The organism is Brevundimonas sp. TWP2-1, from assembly GCF_049897645.1.
Classification (GTDB): Bacteria; Pseudomonadota; Alphaproteobacteria; order Caulobacterales; family Caulobacteraceae; genus Brevundimonas.
Map to the genome: position 1 here is coordinate 1,137,105 of NZ_JAFCWR010000002.1, position 17,374 is coordinate 1,154,478.

Annotated in this window: 16 protein-coding genes and 1 tRNA gene; 7 read left to right on the forward strand and 10 right to left on the reverse strand. The window is 67.6% G+C overall.

Annotated features, from left to right (window positions below; genetic code table 11):
* Positions 1 to 230: 230 nt before the first annotated feature.
* Positions 231 to 305: transfer RNA gene (locus tag ACP7BH_RS15945), tRNA-Gly, on the reverse strand.
* 208 nt (positions 306 to 513) lie between these two features.
* Positions 514 to 1,296: an SDR family NAD(P)-dependent oxidoreductase gene (locus ACP7BH_RS15950; RefSeq protein ID WP_425986846.1), complete on the reverse strand. Its 783-nt coding sequence runs from the start codon at positions 1,294 to 1,296 to the stop codon at positions 514 to 516.
* 56 nt (positions 1,297 to 1,352) lie between these two features.
* Between ACP7BH_RS15950 and ACP7BH_RS15955 the strand changes: the two genes are divergently transcribed.
* The gene (locus tag ACP7BH_RS15955; RefSeq protein ID WP_425986847.1) at positions 1,353 to 1,751 is read left to right on the forward strand and encodes a YkvA family protein; all 399 of its coding nucleotides are present in this window, start codon (positions 1,353 to 1,355) and stop codon (positions 1,749 to 1,751) included.
* A 145-nt stretch (positions 1,752 to 1,896) separates the two neighbouring features.
* Here ACP7BH_RS15955 and ACP7BH_RS15960 read toward each other — a convergent pair whose 3' ends face one another.
* Positions 1,897 to 2,898 (reverse strand): NADPH:quinone oxidoreductase family protein, encoded by a 1,002-nt coding sequence (locus tag ACP7BH_RS15960; protein ID WP_425986848.1) that lies wholly within the window; start codon positions 2,896 to 2,898, stop codon positions 1,897 to 1,899.
* Positions 2,899 to 3,042: 144 nt separating this feature from the next.
* Between ACP7BH_RS15960 and ACP7BH_RS15965 the strand changes: the two genes are divergently transcribed.
* Positions 3,043 to 3,912, forward strand: a complete 870-nt coding sequence (locus ACP7BH_RS15965; RefSeq protein WP_425986849.1) for an isoaspartyl peptidase/L-asparaginase family protein — start codon at positions 3,043 to 3,045, stop codon at positions 3,910 to 3,912.
* Between the two features lie 261 nt (positions 3,913 to 4,173).
* Here the strand turns inward: ACP7BH_RS15965 and ACP7BH_RS15970 are convergent, their stop codons facing one another.
* Positions 4,174 to 5,895: an ATP-binding protein gene (locus ACP7BH_RS15970; RefSeq protein ID WP_425986850.1), complete on the reverse strand. Its 1,722-nt coding sequence runs from the start codon at positions 5,893 to 5,895 to the stop codon at positions 4,174 to 4,176.
* Between the two features lie 248 nt (positions 5,896 to 6,143).
* Between ACP7BH_RS15970 and ACP7BH_RS15975 the strand changes: the two genes are divergently transcribed.
* Positions 6,144 to 8,996 carry a M16 family metallopeptidase gene (locus ACP7BH_RS15975; protein ID WP_425986851.1) on the forward strand — a complete coding sequence of 951 codons (2,853 nt, stop codon included), beginning with the start codon at positions 6,144 to 6,146 and terminating at the stop codon, positions 8,994 to 8,996.
* Between the two features lie 53 nt (positions 8,997 to 9,049).
* Here ACP7BH_RS15975 and ACP7BH_RS15980 read toward each other — a convergent pair whose 3' ends face one another.
* The 4 genes from ACP7BH_RS15980 to ACP7BH_RS15995 form a co-directional block, all read right to left on the reverse strand.
* The gene (locus tag ACP7BH_RS15980; protein ID WP_425986852.1) at positions 9,050 to 9,880 is read right to left on the reverse strand and encodes a S1 family peptidase; all 831 of its coding nucleotides are present in this window, start codon (positions 9,878 to 9,880) and stop codon (positions 9,050 to 9,052) included.
* A gap of 12 nt (positions 9,881 to 9,892) precedes the next feature.
* Positions 9,893 to 10,333 (reverse strand): DUF350 domain-containing protein, encoded by a 441-nt coding sequence (locus tag ACP7BH_RS15985; protein ID WP_409717491.1) that lies wholly within the window; start codon positions 10,331 to 10,333, stop codon positions 9,893 to 9,895.
* 209 nt (positions 10,334 to 10,542) lie between these two features.
* Entirely contained in the window at positions 10,543 to 11,703 is a 1,161-nt protein-coding gene (gene rlmN / locus ACP7BH_RS15990) for a 23S rRNA (adenine(2503)-C(2))-methyltransferase RlmN (RefSeq protein WP_425986853.1), read from the reverse strand.
* An 81-nt stretch (positions 11,704 to 11,784) separates the two neighbouring features.
* A complete protein-coding gene (locus ACP7BH_RS15995) occupies positions 11,785 to 12,084 on the reverse strand; it encodes a DUF6356 family protein (RefSeq protein WP_425986855.1) in 300 nt (99 codons plus the stop codon).
* Positions 12,085 to 12,232: 148 nt separating this feature from the next.
* Between ACP7BH_RS15995 and ACP7BH_RS16000 the strand changes: the two genes are divergently transcribed.
* Together ACP7BH_RS16000 and ACP7BH_RS16005 are read left to right on the forward strand one after the other, a co-directional pair.
* Entirely contained in the window at positions 12,233 to 13,564 is a 1,332-nt protein-coding gene (locus ACP7BH_RS16000; RefSeq protein WP_425986856.1) for a trypsin-like peptidase domain-containing protein, read from the forward strand.
* A 289-nt stretch (positions 13,565 to 13,853) separates the two neighbouring features.
* Positions 13,854 to 14,189 (forward strand): DUF2794 domain-containing protein, encoded by a 336-nt coding sequence (locus ACP7BH_RS16005; protein WP_425986857.1) that lies wholly within the window; start codon positions 13,854 to 13,856, stop codon positions 14,187 to 14,189.
* Here the strand turns inward: ACP7BH_RS16005 and ACP7BH_RS16010 are convergent.
* Together ACP7BH_RS16010 and ACP7BH_RS16015 are read right to left on the reverse strand one after the other, a co-directional pair.
* Positions 14,186 to 15,202, reverse strand: coding sequence for a hypothetical protein (locus tag ACP7BH_RS16010; protein ID WP_425986858.1), 1,017 nt, complete (start codon positions 15,200 to 15,202; stop codon positions 14,186 to 14,188). The two genes, ACP7BH_RS16005 and ACP7BH_RS16010, sit on opposite strands and share 4 nt — an antisense overlap.
* Before the next feature lie 156 nt (positions 15,203 to 15,358).
* A complete protein-coding gene (locus tag ACP7BH_RS16015; protein ID WP_372691500.1) occupies positions 15,359 to 16,108 on the reverse strand; it encodes a Bax inhibitor-1/YccA family protein in 750 nt (249 codons plus the stop codon).
* A gap of 130 nt (positions 16,109 to 16,238) precedes the next feature.
* On the opposite strand from ACP7BH_RS16015, the gene thpR reads away from it, so the two are divergent.
* Both thpR and ACP7BH_RS16025 read left to right on the forward strand, forming a co-directional pair.
* A complete protein-coding gene (gene thpR / locus ACP7BH_RS16020) occupies positions 16,239 to 16,778 on the forward strand; it encodes an RNA 2',3'-cyclic phosphodiesterase (protein WP_425986860.1) in 540 nt (179 codons plus the stop codon).
* Positions 16,775 to 17,359 carry a GNAT family N-acetyltransferase gene (locus tag ACP7BH_RS16025; protein ID WP_425986861.1) on the forward strand — a complete coding sequence of 195 codons (585 nt, stop codon included), beginning with the start codon at positions 16,775 to 16,777 and terminating at the stop codon, positions 17,357 to 17,359. Before thpR ends, ACP7BH_RS16025 begins: the two co-directional genes overlap by 4 nt.
* The last annotated feature ends 15 nt before the right edge of the window (positions 17,360 to 17,374 follow it).

A 17,374-nucleotide genomic window follows, 5' to 3' on the forward strand; every position in this document is an offset into this window, starting at 1 on the left:
ACCTCAACCGTAGGCCTGACAGCGCCATGAGCGGACGCTCTCCTTCCGGACCACACATTTTTCAAGGAGGTTGCAGGCGATTTCAGCCGAGCACGGCCAGAAACGGACCGACAAGAAAAACTACCACAAAAATATTCTGGTAGCGGCGTGGTAGCGGCGACGAAAACAGGGTGGGCGATCCCGCTGGGATCGCCCTGCCTTAACCTATTGATTGCCTTAGCAATCTCGACTGGAGCGGGCGAAGAGATTCGAACTCTCGACCCCAACCTTGGCAAGGTTGTGCTCTACCACTGAGCTACGCCCGCACTCCGTAGGAGCTAGGTGCGCTCCCCGTCGAGGAGGGGGCGTATAGCGGAGGGTTGAGCGGTTCCGCAAGAGGTTTTTTCGACCTATCGCGGTTCGCGTCGCCCGCGCCGGAAAACGCCGCCGAAACGCCCCCGGCGCTCGCCATCTGGGTGCCTTCGCGCTCAAGCAGCGAGCGACCGCGTCGCGAGCGTAGCGCCCTTCCGCGCGTCAGCGCGGCGCCAGCCTGATGGCCCCGTCCAGCCGGATGCACTCGCCATTGATATAGACGTTGCGGGCCAGCTCCAGCACCAGGGACGCATAGTCGGCCGGCGTGCCCAGGCGGCTGGGGAACGGGATGGCGGCGGCCAGGGCGTCCTGGATCTTCTGGTCCATGCCGGCCATCATCGGGGTCCACATGATGCCGGGCAGGATGGTGTTGCAGCGGATCCCTTCCTGAGCCAGATCGCGCGCCACCGGCAGGGTCATCGCATAGACGCCGCCCTTGGACGCCGAATAGGCCGCCTGACCGATCTGGCCGTCCTGGGCCGCCACCGACGCCGTATTAACGATCAGGCCGCGCTCGCCGTCCACCATGGGCTCCAGCGTCACCATTCCGGCCGCCGACTGCGACAGGACGCGGAAGGTCCCGAACAGGTTGACGCGCACGGTGCGTTCGAACTGGGCCAGGTCGTGGGCGCGGATCTCGCCGGTGTCCTTCTTGCGCGACACGGTCTTCTGGCCCGTGGCGATGCCGGCGCAGTTGACCGTCAGCCGCTCCTGGCCGTGGGCGGCGCGGGCCTTTTCGAAGGCGGCGGCGACCGAGGCGTCGTCGGTGACGTCGACCTGGCAGAAGACGCCGCCGATTTCCCTGGCGATTTCCTCGCCGCGTTCGGCGTTCAGATCGAACAGGGCGACCCGTGCGCCCGTCGCAGCGATGGCGCGGGCGGTGCCTTCGCCCAGGCCCGAGGCGCCCCCGGTGACCACGGCGGCGATGGTGTTGTCGAGTTTCATCCTGGTCGTTCCTATGTATTGTTTGAACCTGAGTTTCGTTTGAGGATTTAGCGGCCATGACCGCCAAAGCCAAACCCGCCGATCCGTCTGACGCCCTGGACCCGAAAAAGGCCCTCGTCCCTTCCGTCGTGAAGGTCAACGAGGCGCGCGTGACCAAGGGCTTCTGGCCAAAGATCACCCGCACGGCCGCCCGCATCCCCTTCGCCGACCAGGCCCTGGCCGCCTGGTACGCCGCGCGCGATCCCGAAACGCCGATGGCGGCCAAGGGCATGATCTTCGCCGGCCTGGCCTATTTCGTCCTGCCGGTGGACGCCATCCCCGACATCTTCGCGGGCATCGGCTACACCGACGACGCCGCCGTGATCACCGCCGTCCTCGCCATGGTCGGCGCCAGCATCAAACGCCGTCACCGCGACAAGGCCGAGGACGCGGTGCAGCGGTTGAAGTCGAAATGACGATCCTCCCCCGAGAAGCGTAGCGGAACCGCGAAGCGGTGGAGGGGGCGAAGGCGCGCGTTGCGCTAACGTTTCCCATCCAGCCCGATTTCGCCCCCTCCACCACGCTGCGCGCGGTCCCCCTCCCCCGCTGCGCTGGGGAGGATTAGCTCTCCACCGTCACCACGATCTTGCCCAGGGCCTGACGATCACCCAGCGCCTTGATCGCCTCGCCGGCCTTTTCCAGCGGGAAGGTCTTCGACACGCGCGGCTTGATCTTGCCGTCGGCGTACATCTGCATCAGTTCGGCCATGTTGGCGGCGTGGCCCTTGGGATCGCGCGCGACGGCCGCGCCCCAGAAGACCCCGATCACCGACACCGACTTCAGCAAGGTCAGGTTCAACGGCAATGACGGAATCCCCGCCGGGAAACCGACCACCAGATACCGCCCGTTCCAGTCCATGGCCCGCAGAGCCGGATCGGCGTAATCGCCGCCCACCGCGTCATAGACCACGTCCGCGCCGTCGCGGCCGGTCGCCAGCTTGAACTCGCCCGACAGCTCCTTCTGCGCCGCCTTATCCATCGGGCCGGACGGATAGATCAGTCCGTTGTCGGCCCCCAAGTCCAGGGCGAACTGGACCTTGTCGTTGGTCGAGGCGGCGGCGACCACGCGCGCGCCCATGGCCTTGCCCAGTTCGACGGCTGCGGCGCCCACGCCCCCGGCCGCGCCCAGCACCAACAGCGTCTCGCCCGGCTGAAGTTTCGCCCTGTCCTTCAGCGCATAATAGCTGGTGCCATAGGCCATGATCAGGGCCGCCGCCTCCTCGAAGCTCATGGCCTCGGGGATCGGAATGACCGTCTCGGCCCGCACCGCCAGCCGCTCGACCAGCCCGCCCCAGCCCGGCACGGCGATGACGCGGGCGCCCTTGCGCACGCCCTTGACGCCCTCGCCCACCGCCTCGACCACGCCTGCGACCTCGGCGCCGGGCGAGAAGGGCCGTTCGGGCCGGAACTGGTATTTGTCTTCGATGATCAGGGTGTCGGGATAGTTGATCCCCACCGCCTTGACCTCGATCACCACCTCGCCCGCCTTGGGCGTGGGATCGAGCACGTCTTCCACCACCAGAGTTTCAGGACCGCCAGGCGTCTTGGACAAAACAGCGCGCATCTAAGTTTCCTTTCTTGGCCTACCGCGCTTCGCGCTGCTTGAGGCCGTTTTCCCTAGACCGACATGGCGCGGCCTTCATCGCGACGCTAAACAGCGCCACGCCCGATTGAAAGAGGCGACGAAAACCAGGCTCAGGAAGACGACATGACCGCCCTCATCCTCCACGGCGGCGCCGGCGCCCGGCGCGAACGCAACTATGACGCCGAGGTCGTGCACATGCGCCAGGTGGTCGAGGCCATGAAGGCGCGGCTGGACGCGGGCGACAGCGCCCTGGACGTCGCCACCGCCGCCGTCGTCATGCTGGAGGATTCCGGCCTCTACGTCGCCGGCAAGGGCGCCTCGCCGAACTTAGCCGGGGCCTATGAGCTGGACGCCAGCATCATGGATGGATCGACCAAACGCGCCGGGGCCGTCGCCGCCCTGCAGGGGTTCCGCAACCCCGTCGTCGCCGCTCGCGCCGTGATGGACCGCACGCCGCACGTCATGCTGGTGGGCGAGGGCGCGGCCCTGTTCGCCCATGATCAAGGGCTGGAGCCCATCGCCGACGAGGCCGCCTGGTTCACCGGCGCGGGCCAGGGCGAGGACAACCATCCGCCTGGAACCCTCAGCCACGGTACGGTCGGCGTCTGCGTTCTGGACAGCCAGGGCCGCCTCGCCGCCGCCACCTCGACCGCCGGGGTCTTCGGCAAGATGCCGGGCCGCGTGGGCGACACCCCCATCCCCGCCGCCGGCACCTGGGCCGACGGCCGCGCCGCCACCTCCTGCACGGGCCAGGGCGAATATTTCATCCGCGTCGCCGCCGCCGCCCAGGTCGCCTGGCGCGTCGCCGCCCGCCAGACCCTGGCCCAGGCGACCCAGGCTGTCATCGACGAGATCGGTCAAATGGGTGGCGACGGCGGCATGATCGCCCTGGACGCCGCCGGAAACATCGCCGCCCCCTTCAACAGCCAGGGCATGAAACATGCCTGGCTGACCCCCGCCGGCGAGATCGGCGTCGAGGTCTTCAGGGATTAGATCGGGCGGCTGAGTTGGAAGAGGCGCCCCCTCAGCTCCGTTCAGACAGTGGTTCATCACAGCGGTCACGACGACACGACGAAGCCGTACCGGTTCGGAACTTCTTGATGACCTACGGCGGCGAAGCCGAAGATCAATCCGCCGCCCGAACATGGAACTCGGAACCGACCCGCGTTCGGTCCCGTCGTGTTCTCCGTGACTTCGTTGTGCCCGTTGTGATGCACATCTTTCAGGCTCGCATCGACCAAGGCGACGATTGCTCTAAGTCCGGGCGGCCATCACGTCCGAGATCGTGGTCAGCAGCACCTTCAGGTCGATGGGCTTGCTGACCACCGCATCCATGCCCGCCGCCAGATAGGCCTCGACCTGTTCCACCATCGCATTGGCGGTCAGGGCGATGATCGGCGTGCGCGCCCGCGCCTCGTCGGCCTCGCGTTTGCGAATGGTCTTCGTCGCCGTGGGGCCGTCCATGTTCGGCATCTGCACGTCCATCAGGATCAGGTCCCAGGCGCTCGCCTGCGTCGCCTTCACCGCCTCAAGACCGTCCTCGACGATCTCGACCTCGATCCCGACCTGGCCCAGCAGGCCGCGGATCACCTGCTGATTGACCGGATGGTCCTCGGCGACCAGCACCCGTAGCGCCGCCTGCGGCTCGGCGTCCGACGCATCCTCAGCGGCCTTCACGGGCTGCGCACGCTTCAGCGGCAGGGTGACGACGAAGGTCGCCCCCTCGCCCGCCTCGCTTTCGACCTCGATCCGGCCGCCCAGCAAATCCACCAGCGCCGCCACGATCGACAGCCCCAGCCCCGCCCCGTCGCGCCGGTCCACCGCCGCCGCCTCGATCTGGGCGAAGCGCGTGAACAGATGTTCGATCTGGTCGGCCGGTATGCCCCGCCCGGTGTCCGAGACCCGCAACACCACCCCGGCGTCCGTGCACGCGACATCCAGCGCCACCTCGCCCTCGACCGTGAACTTGATGGCGTTGGACAGCAGGTTGAACAGGATCTGGCGCAACCGCACCGGATCGGCGCTGACCCAGCCCAGGCCCGCCGAGCGCACGTGCAAGGCCAGTCCCTTGCTGTCCGCCAGCGGCCTCAGCGTCTCGGTCACCTCATGGATCAGGGCGTCGGCGTCGATGGCCTGGGGCACGATCTCCAGCCGCCCCTCCTCGATCCGCGACAGGTCCAGAATCTGATTGATCAGGTCCAGCAGGGTGTGGGCCGACCGGTCCAGTATCTCCAGACGCCTCTTCTGCCGGTCCTCCAGCCCATCGCCGGCCATGATCTGCGCCATGCCGATGACGCCGTTCAGGGGGGTGCGAATCTCGTGACTCATATTGGCGAGGAAGCGGGACTTGGCGGCATTGGCCTCGTCCGCCTCCTGGCGTGCATCCTGGGCCGCGTCGCGGTCCAGCAAGGCCGCCGCATGCGCCGCCTTGACCTCGGCCAGCAGGCCCTTGTTGCGTTGATCGGCCGCGAACAGATCGCACCACAGGGCGTGCATGGCCCGCGAGATGATGACCAGGATGATCGCCAGCATGGCGAAGGCGGCCGCGACCGCCAGGCCGTGCGGCCCCAGCAACGCCGGATAAATCACCACCAGCACGGCGACGCCGATCGGCGCCGCCGCCAGGCCCAGCAGCCTCGGCGCCGCGCTGAACTGGACGAAGGCCACGCCGATCGACCAGACCTGGATCAGGATCACCACGAGCCGGACATCGGGGGTCGGGCTCGACAGCCAGGCGATCAAAGGGCCCGACACCCCCAGGGCGAATCGCGTCGCCACGATCGCCATCAGTAGCGGGGGCCAGCCGGACGCCGGGGCCTCTTGCTGCTGGTAGCGTTTCACCCGTCGCTGCGCCCAGGCGTCCAACGCCATGCCGATGGCGGCGAATCCCAGCCCCAGCCAGGGCTGCCCCAGGGCCGCCAGGATCAACCCCGCCGCCGCCCAGCTGCCGTAGAGCACGGCCGGCGGAGTAACCATATTTTCCAGGACGAAGGCCAAGACCGCGATTTTTTCGTCGGAGACAGAAGTCGCTTTCGCTCGTCTCGGCACGCGTCCTCGGCATGGGTGGCCGCTGGAATGCGGCATTGGGCGAATAGATCGCTGGCATGAACTTGTCCACCAACGACCCGACCGACGATCCGGTTCATTACATCTCGGTAAGGTGCAAGTCGGCCAATCGCTGATACGGTCGGCTCCGCCCGGCGTTCCGGGCTTCGGAGCCCCTCATGAAATTCCGCCTCACCGCCACCGTAGCCGCCTCGGCCCTGATGCTGGGCCTTGCCGCCCCCGCCTTCGCCGAGGGCGCTGCTCCTGCCGCAGCCGCAGTCCAGGCGCCCCAGGGCGTCACCGTCCCGCCGCTGGGCTTCGCCAAGCGCGTCCTGCCGAACGGGCTTGAGGTCTACACGGCGCGCGACGCCGACACCTCGAACGTCACGGTCCAGGTCTGGTACAAGGTCGGCTCCAAGGACGATCCGGCGGGCCGTTCGGGCTTCGCCCACCTGTTCGAACACCTGATGTTCAAGTCCACCAAGAACCTGCCGCCCGAGACCTTCGACCGTCTGACCGAGGATGTGGGCGGCTCCAACAACGCCTTCACCGCCGACGACACCACCGCCTATTTCGAGACCGTGCCCGCCAACCACCTTGAGCGGATGCTGTTCGCCGAGGCCGACCGCATGGGCTCGCTGGTCGTGGACGAGCCGACCTTCGTCGCCGAGCGCGACGTGGTGAAGGAGGAATACCGCCAGCGTATCCTCGCCAATCCCTATGGCCGCCTGTTCGGCCTGTTCGTGCCCGAGACCATCTATCAGGAAAGCCCCTATCGCCGCCCCGGCATCGGCTCGATCGAGGAGCTTGAGGCCTCGTCGCTGGAGGACGTGCGCCGCTTCCACGCCACCTATTACCGGCCCGACGCCGCCTATCTGATCGTGGCGGGCAACTTCGACCAGGCCCAGCTGGACCGCTGGATCGACCAGTATTTCGGCCCGCTGAAAAACCCGACCACGCCGATCCCGGTCAACAATGTGGTCGAGCCCGAGCCCACGGGTCCGCGCAACGTCACCTATTATGCGCCGAACGTGCCCCTGCCGGCCGCCGTCGTCGCCTGGCCGACCGTCAAATACGCCGACGCCGACCGCGCCGCCCTGACCGTGCTGGACGGCATCCTGTCCACGGGCGAGTCGAGCCGACTTTATCGCTCGCTGGTCTATGACAAGCAGATCGCCGCCCAGATCGGCTCGACCCCCGACTTCTCGCAACAGGCCGGCAATCTGTCGGCACTGGCGATCATGGCCCAGGGCCATACGGCCGAGGAGGGCGTCGCCGCCCTGAACGAAGAAATCGCCAAGCTGCGCGACGCCCCCGTCACCGCCGAAGAACTGTCCGAGGCCAAGAACGAGATCGTCGCTGATGCGCTGCGCAGCCGCGAGACGGTGGACGACCGCGCCACCGCGCTCGGTTTCGCCCTGATCAACACCGGCTCGGCCGCCGCCGCCGACGACGAGGTCGCCCAGATCCAGGCCGTCACCGTCGCCGACGTCCAGCGCGTGGCCCGCAAATATCTGACGCCGCAACGCCAATCGACGATCACCTTCCTGGCCGCCGACGACCAGAACCCCGCCTCGGTCCAGAAGATGAATGTCGGCGCCCCCGTCACCGTCGCCGACCTGGCGCTGGCCGGCCCGCCCGCCGTCCTGTTGCCCGAGGCCGAGCGCACGCCCCTGCCCCAACCGGGCGCAGAGGTCGCGCCCGCGACCCCGGCCGTCGCGGACTTCCGCCTCGACAACGGCCTGCGGGTCCTAGTCGCTCCGACCGACGGCGTGCCGCTGGTCTCGGCCCGCCTCAGCTTCGATGCGGGCTCGTCCGACGATCCGTCGGGCAAGGCCGGGATCGCCGCCATGACCGCCGCCCTGCTGACACAAGGCACCAAGACCAAAACGGCCCCCGAGATCGCCACCCAGATCGAACAGCTGGGCGCCTCGATCGGCGCCGGCGCGGGCGTGGACTTCTCCAACGTCTACGCCAACGTTCCGTCCAACGCCTTCCCGGAAACCGTCGCCCTGATGGCCGACCTAGTGAAGAACCCGACCTTCGCCGCCGAGGAGCTTGAGCGTCAGCAAGCCCAGACCCTGGACGGCCTGCGCGTCGCCCTCAGCCAGCCGGCCGCTATCGCCGGCATGACCGTGGGCCGCGTCATCTATGGCGACGCCCCCTATGGCGCGACGATCACGCAACAGACGGTGCCGACCATCATCCCGGCCGATGTCGCCGCCTTCCACGCCGCCCGCTATCGGCCGTCGGACGCGACCCTGGTCTTCTCGGGCGACATCACCCCCGACGCCGCCCGCGCCCTGGCGCAACAGGCGTTCGGCGACTGGAACCCGGCCGGCGCCGCGCCTGCCGCGACCGCCAACCCCGCCGGTGAGGCCCTGGCGCCCCGCATCGTCGTGGTGAACCAGCCCGGCGCGGGCCAGGCCGCCGTGGTCGCAGCCGTTCGCGGCGTCTCGCGCACCGACGCGGACTTCTTCCCCCTGACGGTCGGCAACACCCTGCTGGGCGGCGGCTTCTCGTCGCGGCTGAACCAGGAAATCCGCATCAAGCGCGGCCTGTCCTACGGCGCCTCGTCGTCGCTGGGCGTGCGGGCGGATGCGGGCCTCTTCACCGCCTCGACCCAGACCAAGAACGAGACCGCCGACGAGGTCGCCGACCTGATCCTGGCCGAGATCGCCAAACTGGGCGCCGAGACCCCGACCCAGGCCGACCTGGCCCCGCGTCGCGCCACCCTGATCGGCGGCTTCGGCCGTTCGCTGGAGACGGTGGACGGCCTGGGGGCGCTGGTCGCCAACCTGGCGCTGTATGACCTGCCGATGAGCGATCTCGCCGACTATGCCGGCCGGGTCCGCGCCGTCACGCCCGAACAGGTCCAGGCCGCCTTCGCCGAACACCTGCCGGTCGATCGCGCCAGCCTGGTCATCGTCGGCGACGGCTCGCTGTTCCTCGACGCCCTGCGCGCCAAACACCCGAACCTAGAAGTCATCGAGGCCGGCGCCCTGAACCTGAACAACGGCGCGCTGAAGTAAGAGGCATACGCGAAAAGCTCATCCTCTCCTGCAGGGGGAGGGTGAGCTGCCGCCTAGACCGACAGGCACACCACCTGAGCCACGCGCAGATCGCGCCTCAACTGGTTTGACACCCGGCCGTAATCCTCGGTCGTCACCGCTTGGCCCCGCGCGTCCTCGCCTGTGGTCTGTTCGCCCCGGATGGCGGGACCGAAGGTTTCGGGCGCGGTCGTATAGATTCGGCCCCGTCGCGGCGCCTCGGCGATGGTGACGCCCACGACCCGGCCTTCAGGATCCAGCGCAGGCGCCCCCGACAGACCCGACAGCGTGCCCTCCAGCCCGTCTGTCCGCCCGACCTCGGCCCAGGCCAGCACAGGCTCGTCGCGCGCCCCGCGCCCGAACACCTTCAGCGTTTCGCGGCCCAGCAGGCGGGACGTGACCTCGCCCGGCCGCCCTTGCGGGAAACCGGGATGGAAGGCCCGCTGCCCCTTGCGCAAGGGCGCCTCGGCCGCGACCGGCAAGGCGGGGGGCCCCCCGTCGGTGATCAGCAGGGCGATGTCCGCGCGGGGCGCCAGACGCACGTCGGCGGCGACGGCGCGGCCCTGGCCCACCACCAGCGCCGGCTTGCGGCACCCCTCCACCACATGGCGCGCCGTGATCCAGCGGCCTCGGCCGGCGATGGAGAAGGCGGTGCCCGACGACGGCTTGAACGGCGCCTCGCCCGCATCGACGGTCACGGCGGCGTCGAATGGGGTGATCGGTCCCAGCAGCGGCCCTTCGACCTCGGAGGCGGGCGCCGAGGCGGGCGGCGCATCCGCATTCTCGCGCCGGCCCAGCGACACGGCCAGGAAGACGGCCGCCACCGCTCCGTAGATGGCCCAGTCCGGCAGGCGGGGAAATTGCATGACCCCGGCCGATCAGCCGGTCAGGGCTGCGGACAGGATCACGGCCGTCGCCAGCTTGGCGCCCAGCAGCACCACCGCCGCCGAAATCTCGCCATGCCGGATCCGCTCGGGCAAGCCCGTCAGCAGCAGGTCCACCACCCGGAAGGCCAGAAGTTGCAGCACCACCGTCGCCACGCCCCAGATGGCGATGTCGCGCACCGAGGTCGAGACCGACAGCGACACCGCCAGCGGAATGGCCAGCCCCACCAGAATGCCCGCAAAGGCGATGGCGGCGGCGGTATTGCCCTGACGGATCAGGGCGACCTCCTTCCACGGCGTCAGCAGGGCATAGACCGTCGCCCCCGCCGCGAGCAGCAGCAGGGTGACGATCAGGTGCATGACCATGACCGGGAAGCCCGAGGCGAAAGCCTGCACCTCGGCGCTGGACAGGACGTTCGAAAGGGACGGATCCATATCCAGACGCCTTGCCCGATTGTCGCCCCAATCCGCAAGCGCGGCCGGGACACAGTGCGTGACATTATGTGTCGGGAGAACGAGCCGTCTCCTCCCTATCGCGCAGCGATGGGGAGGTGGCTCGAAGCGAAGCGGAGAGACGGACGGGTTCTTCACCGCATCACAAGCGTCTATGGGGACTTCAAGAGCCCCTCCACCGCTGCCCGGTATCAGGCCGCCGCCTGCTCCGCCTTCCTGAGCGTGCTGGCGCGGACCTTCTCGCTCTCGGACTTCAGCTGCCCGCAGGCGGCCAGGATGTCGCGGCCGCGGGGGGTGCGGATGGGTGACGCGTATCCGGCCTTGTTCAGGATGGCGGCGAACCGTTCGATGGTCTTCCAGTCCGAGCATTCGTATTCGACGCCCGGCCAGGGGTTGAACGGGATCAGATTGATCTTGGCCGGGATGCCCTCGATCAGCTTCAGCAGGGCGCGCGCCTCTTCGGGGCTGTCGTTGACGCCCTTCAGCATGACGTATTCAAACGTCACCCGGCGCGCATTCGACAGGCCCGGATAGGCCCGGATGCCCGCCATCAGGTGTTCGAGATTGTATTTCTTGTTCAGCGGCACCAGCACGTCGCGGAGCGCATCGTTGGTGGCGTGCAGGCTGATGGCCAGCATGGCCGCCGTGCGGGTTCCCAAAGCGTCCAGTTGCGGCACGACGCCGCTGGTCGAGACCGTGATCCGGCGCCGCGACAGGGCGATGCCCTCATTGTCCGAGATGATGTCGATGGCGTCGGCGACGTGGTCCAGATTGTAGAGCGGCTCGCCCATGCCCATGAAGACGATGTTCGACAGGCGACGGTCTTCCTTGGGCGACGGCCATTCGTCCAGATCGTCCCGGGCCACCTGGACCTGGGCCACGATCTCGGCGGCGGTCAGGTTGCGGACCAGCTTTTGCGTGCCGGTGTGGCAGAAGGTGCAGTTCAGGGTGCAGCCGACCTGGCTGGACACGCACAGGGCGCCGGCCCGGCCGACGTCAGGGATGTAGACGGTCTCGATCTCGATGCCCGGGGCGGTGCGGATCAGCCATTTGCGGGTGCCGTCCTTGGACACCTGGCGTTCGACGATCTCGGGCCGGGCCAGGGTGAAATGCTCGGCCAGCTTGGCCTGCATGTCCTTGGCGACGTTGCTCATGGCCGAAAACTCGGTCACGCCATAGTGGTGGATCCAGCTCCACACCTGGCTGGCGCGCATCTTCGCCTTCTCGGGCGGGCAGACGTCCGCGTCGATCAGGGCCTGGCGCAGGCCCGCGCGCGTCAGACCGCTGAGGTTGACGGGGGCCTTGACGGCGGGCGCGTTCGAGACGCGCGAAAGGTCGAGCGTGATGCTCAAGGCGGCGATCCTGCGAGAGGTTGAGCCGGCCTATATAGCACGGATCCCGGCGATTGCATGGCCGGGGCGGATTCGACGGCTTTAGAGGCCCACGTCCCAGACGCCGGCGTCGCGCATCCGGGTCTCTCGCGCCTCTTCGGCACGGCCGCCCATCTCCCCCGCCATGCCCCGGATCGCGGTCGAGACAGTGCTCTTGTGCACGCCCGGCACGACGGCGTGGGCGAAGGCGGCGCCGGCCAGCCGCATCAGTTTGAAGCCGAAGGCGGCCGAGGCGGCCATATGTTCGAAATAGGTCTCGCCCACTTCGCGCGGATGATCACGGAACAGCCGGGCGAAGGACGTGGCGCCTGAACGGGGCCGGTCGATCGTCGTCTGGCTCATGGCGCGGGCTCCCTGCTTCGGCGCCCTTATGGTCACGCCTGACGGCGCCGGACGCAACCCCTGTCGCGATCCGTTCATTCCGTCCGTCCGACCCATCGTCAGAAGCGAAAACTCGGGCTAGGGTCATCGTTCGCTCAAGGGAATGCTCATGCCGATCCGCCTCAAGGCCGTCTCCTCCATGGCCGTCGCGCTGGCCCTGCTGGCCTCGGCGTCGCCGGTTCTGGCCCAGTCGGGCGCCGCCGGACTGCCCTATGACGCCCGCCGCGGCGTGTTCAGCTTCTCGTCGGGGCTGGAGGGTTCGCTGCCGGCGGTGGTGCAGGTGACGACCTTGGGCCAATCGCGCGGCCCCAGTTCGGACGCCGCCGATCCCAAACCCTACGCCTCCGGCTCCGGCGTCATCGTCGATGCGGCCGAGGGCCTGCTGATCACCAACAATCACGTGGTCGAGGGCGGGCGAAAGTTCACCGTGGACCTGACCGACGGCCGCCTGTTCGACGCGGTTCTGGTCGGAGCGGACAAGGCCACCGACATCGCCGTGCTGCGCATCGTGCCGGACGGACGGCCGCTGAACCTGAAACAGGTCCAGACGGTGGATTCCGACACATTGCGCACCGGCGACCTGGCCTTCGCGGTCGGCTATCCGTTGGGACTGGACCAGACCCTGACCATGGGCGTGATCTCGGGCCTGAACCGCTCGGGCCTGGGCGATGCGGTCGAGGACTATATCCAGACCGACGCGGCCGTGAACTCGGGCAACTCCGGCGGACCGCTGCTGGACAGCCGGGGCCGGCTGATCGGCATCAACACCTCGATCCTGTCGGGCGGCCTGGGCGGGGGCAACGACGGGATCGCCTTCGCCGTGCCGACGCGGATCATGCTGTACGTCGCCGACCAGCTGAAGAAGAACGGCGAGGTCAAGCGCGGCGAGACCGGCGCCATCTTCGGCTCGCTGAACGCCGAGCGCGCGCGCGAGCTGCATCTCGGCATCGTGCGCGGCGCCGTCGTCGCCGATGTCGCGCCGGGATCGCCGGCCGAGCGCGCAGGCCTGCGCCACAACGACGTCATCACCCGCATCCAGGGTCGACCCGTCGCCAACGCCGGCTCGGTCAACGCCACCATCGGCATCGCCGCGCCGGGCTCGGACCTCAGCGTCGCCTATCTGCGGGGGGGCCGTGAGGCTGCGACGTCATTGTCGGTCGAAACACCGGTGTATCAGCCGGTGATCGTCGGCGCCCAGTCGGTGCGGGCCTATGGCGTGACCCTGCGCAATCAGGACGGCGGCGCCCAGGTCGTCGCCGTCACGGCCGGATCGCCCGCCGCCCAGGCCGAGTTGACGGCCGGCGATCTGATCACTGCTATCGGCGGCGCGGCCGTCGCCGACGCTCAGGCGGCCGCGACCGCCCTGCAGGGCGCAACGGGTTCGGTCGAGGCGACCGTGCTGCGGAATGGAGAGACCCTCAGCCTGACCCTGGCGCTTTAGCCGGGGTCCAGACAGCGAAACGCCCGCCTTGCCAGGGAGGGGGAGGGGAAAGGCAGGGCGGGCGCTCGCTTGGAGGAAGCATCGGCCGCCGGAGCCCTTCGTGGAAACATCCAGGGGGGCTGGGGGGGGCTGTTCAGGATCCGGGACGCTTCCGAACTCCGACGAGCCGATGATCGACATTTCGTCGCCCAACCGGGCGGGCGAAGGACCGAAACGGGGCCATTTCGTGTCTGCGGCGTTTTCCTTGCGCCCACTGGCGCCGGGCCGCCGTGCCCTTAAGTTGAGGGGCATGAGCATCAACCCTCACGAGACGCCGCCGACGCCTGGTCCCGTCTTCTTCGACCGCCGCGAACTGGACCCCATCCTGCGCGTCTACGGCCGCATGGTCGCGCAAGGGGAATGGCGCGACTACGCGATGGTCGGACACAAGGAGTTCGCCGAGTTCGCCGTCTTCCGCCGCTCCGGCGACGCCCCGCTCTATCGAATCGAGAAACGCCCCGCCCTCCAGACCCGCCAGGGCCAGTGGGCCGTCATCGGCGAAGGCGGCCAAGTCCTGAGGCGCGGGCGTGAGTTGGCCCAGGTGCTGCGGGTCTTCGACGGCGGCAAATTCCAGGTGGTGGACTAGGATGCAGCAGGATGGCCCTTACGTACAATGATCCCGACCGAGGTGGTCGCAAATCCCTCAATAGCGGTCGTCAGATGAGGATTGTGACGATACGGCGGTAGATCAAGGTACTGCTCAACGGGCCGATCCCCCGTGGACCAGTCCATTTCCGCCACCCAGTGGCCTTGACTTCTCAATCGCTGGATCAATACGTCGATATCGCGCCGACGGAACAGAACCGTGCCCGCGTCATCGACCGTCTCATCGTTGGAGGAGATGTTGAACTCAGTCGTATGCACGGCCCAACCGCCGGGCGCCAGGCAATCGATCGAACGCTCGATGAAGGCCAATCCCTTTTCGATCGAACCAAGATGTTCGAGCGCGCAGGCAGACCAGCAGAAGTCGTACCCAACTAGGTCGTCCGGCACCGCGTTCATGTCACAGGCGCGAAAGTCGACGTTCTGATCAAACAGATCGTCCGGACATACGGCGATGCAACGCAGGGCGTCCTTGCCGCCTGCGTGCTGACTTGTCGCCTGCCAACCCGCCTCCACACGGCCGTCACCTTCCAAGTCGGTGGCGGTCACCGCAACTCCCATAGAGGCGAAGAGCGCTGTAAGCCGCTCTTGCCCGACACCGAACCCTAACCCGCGACGACCGGGAGAACAGAGCCCCCTTTCCCAAACGGCTTGGGCAATGAAGACAAATTCCCAAAGCTTGCGATGGTACCTCAGGCCCTCGTGCAGGCGCGCCGTCCAGAACGAGAAATAAGGTTGTTCGAAACAATCCTGCCGGCATAGGCCGCCTGTTTCAAAAACTCGCGCGCCCGGCCCCTGGTCCGCGAGGAGAGGCGGTTGTCCCTGCCATAGAGACGCGCTGGGCAGGGTCAATCGATCAAGCACCAGCCGGTGCCCCTTATGAATCTCAACGAGCTCACGCACGGTGCGTTCCAAGGCCGAGACCCGCTGGGGCAGCCGGCGAAGTTGGGCGATCAATCTCATGCCCTTGCCGAAGGCAGTGACCGGTGAGCTCAAAAAATGTCTCCAAGGTTAGGCGACTGCCTTAGCAAGAAAAGGTCACAACCTGAAAGATGTGAGTGGACCTAGCTCAGTAGGTTAGCTAGCGGCGATTCTTCGGCAAAAAAAAAGGCCCCGCGAGGGGCCCTTTCCGCATCCGTCTCGCGACAGACCTCAGTTGCGGTTGCCGCCCATGAAGGCGAGCAGGAATTGGAACAGGTTCACGAAGTTGATGAACAGGCTCAGCGCGCCGAAGCCCGTGGCCACGCCCATCGCGTTCTGGTCGCCGCCCAAGGCGTAGTAGGTCATCTTCAGACGCTGGGTGTCGTAGGCGATCAGGCCTGCGAAGATCAGCACGCCCAGACCCGAGATGATCAGGTAGAAGGTTCCCGACTGCAGGAACATGTTCACCACCGAGGCGATGATCAGGCCGATCACGCCGAAGATCAGGAAGGTGCCCATTCCGGTCAGGTCCTTCTTGGTGGTGTAACCCACCAGGCTGAGACCGCCGAACGCCGCCGCCGTGACCAGGAAGGTCGAGGCCAGCGAGGCGCCGGTGTAGCGCAGGAAGACGATGCCCAGGCCCGCGCCGATGGTGGCGACCACGGCCCAGTAGAGCAGGTTCACGCCCTTGGCCGACGGGTTCTTCATGAAGAACATCGAACCGAACAGCATCACCAGCGGCGAGAACTGCACGATCATACCCAGCATGGTCAGGCCGATCCGGCCGTCCGCCGTCTGGACGAACAGCAGTTGCTGTACGGCCGGGACATTGCCGGTGACGTAGGCAAGGGCGGCGGCGACAACCAGGCCCAGGGCCAGCTTATTGTAGACGCCCAGCATGAAGCTGCGCAGGCCGGCGTCGACCGACATGTCGGCCGTCTGCGGCAGAGGACGGGCGTAGCCGTTGTTGAAATCGCTCATGGCGACGAACTTTCTCCGATTGGCCGGAGAGGCTTCTCCGGTCACAGGGTTTGAATATCGTGAGCCGAGGCCCTCGCTGCAAGGAAAACCGGACTTGGAGGCCGTTGTTCCTGCCGCTACCTTCGGTCGCATGCTTCGTCTGTTCACCGCCCTGACCCTGCCGCCCGATGTCGGAGAGACGCTGAAGCGCCGCCAATCCGGCCTGCCCGGCGCGCGCTGGCGGCCGCTAGACGCCCTTCACGTCACCCTGTCCTTCTATGGCGAGACCGACGAGCGCCGCGCCGACGACCTGGCTTCGGAACTAGCGCGCGTGGCGGGCGGGCCGTTCGAAATCGCCTTGAGAGGCGTCGGCTGTTTCGGCGACGACCACCGCAGCCATACGCTGTGGGCCGGGGTCGAGACGCCCAACGACAGGCTGTCGGTGCTGGCCGGGCGCTGCAAGTCAGCCGGCGAGCGGGCGGGGATCAGGATGGAGGCGCGCACATATAAACCGCACGTGACCTTGGCCTATCTGAAGACCCAGACCAATCCCGACCGCATCGGCGCCTGGATGGCCGGGCACAATCTGCTGCACTCGCCGCCGATCCGCATCGACCGCTTCGGCCTTTATTCCAGCGTCCTGACGGATGGCGGCAGTCACTATGAGTTGGAACGGGAGTATCTGTTGTGAGCGATCTCGCCTACGTCGTCCCGCCCCATGTCGTCCTGGGCCCCACGCTTGAAACTGAACGGCTGATCCTGCGTCCGCCGGCGGTCGAGGACTTTCCGCGCTGGGCCGAGTTCATGGCCGATCCCGAGACCACGCGCTTCATCGGCGGCGTCCAGCCCGCGCCCCAGGTCTGGCGCACCATCTGTTCGATCGCCGGCATGTGGGCCCTGAGCGGAGAGGGCATGTTTTCCATCTTGGAGAAGTCGAGCGGCCTGTGGCTGGGCCGCATCGGGCCGCTGCATCCCTACGGCTGGCCCGGCCGCGAGGTGGGCTGGAGCCTGCACCGGGATGCGACCGGCAAGGGCTATGCGGTCGAGGCCGCCGCCGCGACGATGGACTACGCCTTCGACGTGCTGGGCTGGGACGACGTCATCCACTGTATCGACCCCGAGAACCTGGCCTCGGCGGTGGTGGCGACGCGGCTGGGATCGCGCAATCGCGGACCGGGCGTCCTGCCCGAACCGCTACAGGACCACGCCGTCGATCTGTGGGGCCAGACGCGCGCCGAATGGGCGATCAATCGGACGGGCCTGGCCCGATAAGGCAACCGATCGCGT

Bases quoted from the DNA above. Each gene is read 5' to 3' on its own strand.
- ACP7BH_RS15950 (WP_425986846.1), bottom strand. From the start codon at position 1,296: ATGAAACTCGACAACACCATCGCCGCCGTGGTCACCGGGGGCGCCTCG.
- ACP7BH_RS15955 (WP_425986847.1), top strand. From the start codon at position 1,353: ATGACCGCCAAAGCCAAACCCGCCGATCCGTCTGACGCCCTGGACCCG.
- ACP7BH_RS15960 (WP_425986848.1), bottom strand. From the start codon at position 2,898: ATGCGCGCTGTTTTGTCCAAGACGCCTGGCGGTCCTGAAACTCTGGTG.
- ACP7BH_RS15965 (WP_425986849.1), top strand. From the start codon at position 3,043: ATGACCGCCCTCATCCTCCACGGCGGCGCCGGCGCCCGGCGCGAACGC.
- ACP7BH_RS15970 (WP_425986850.1), bottom strand. From the start codon at position 5,895: ATGGTTACTCCGCCGGCCGTGCTCTACGGCAGCTGGGCGGCGGCGGGG.
- ACP7BH_RS15975 (WP_425986851.1), top strand. From the start codon at position 6,144: ATGAAATTCCGCCTCACCGCCACCGTAGCCGCCTCGGCCCTGATGCTG.
- ACP7BH_RS15980 (WP_425986852.1), bottom strand. From the start codon at position 9,880: ATGCAATTTCCCCGCCTGCCGGACTGGGCCATCTACGGAGCGGTGGCG.
- ACP7BH_RS15985 (WP_409717491.1), bottom strand. From the start codon at position 10,333: ATGGATCCGTCCCTTTCGAACGTCCTGTCCAGCGCCGAGGTGCAGGCT.
- ACP7BH_RS15995 (WP_425986855.1), bottom strand. From the start codon at position 12,084: ATGAGCCAGACGACGATCGACCGGCCCCGTTCAGGCGCCACGTCCTTC.
- ACP7BH_RS16000 (WP_425986856.1), top strand. From the start codon at position 12,233: ATGCCGATCCGCCTCAAGGCCGTCTCCTCCATGGCCGTCGCGCTGGCC.
- ACP7BH_RS16005 (WP_425986857.1), top strand. From the start codon at position 13,854: ATGAGCATCAACCCTCACGAGACGCCGCCGACGCCTGGTCCCGTCTTC.
- ACP7BH_RS16015 (WP_372691500.1), bottom strand. From the start codon at position 16,108: ATGAGCGATTTCAACAACGGCTACGCCCGTCCTCTGCCGCAGACGGCC.
- thpR (WP_425986860.1), top strand. From the start codon at position 16,239: ATGCTTCGTCTGTTCACCGCCCTGACCCTGCCGCCCGATGTCGGAGAG.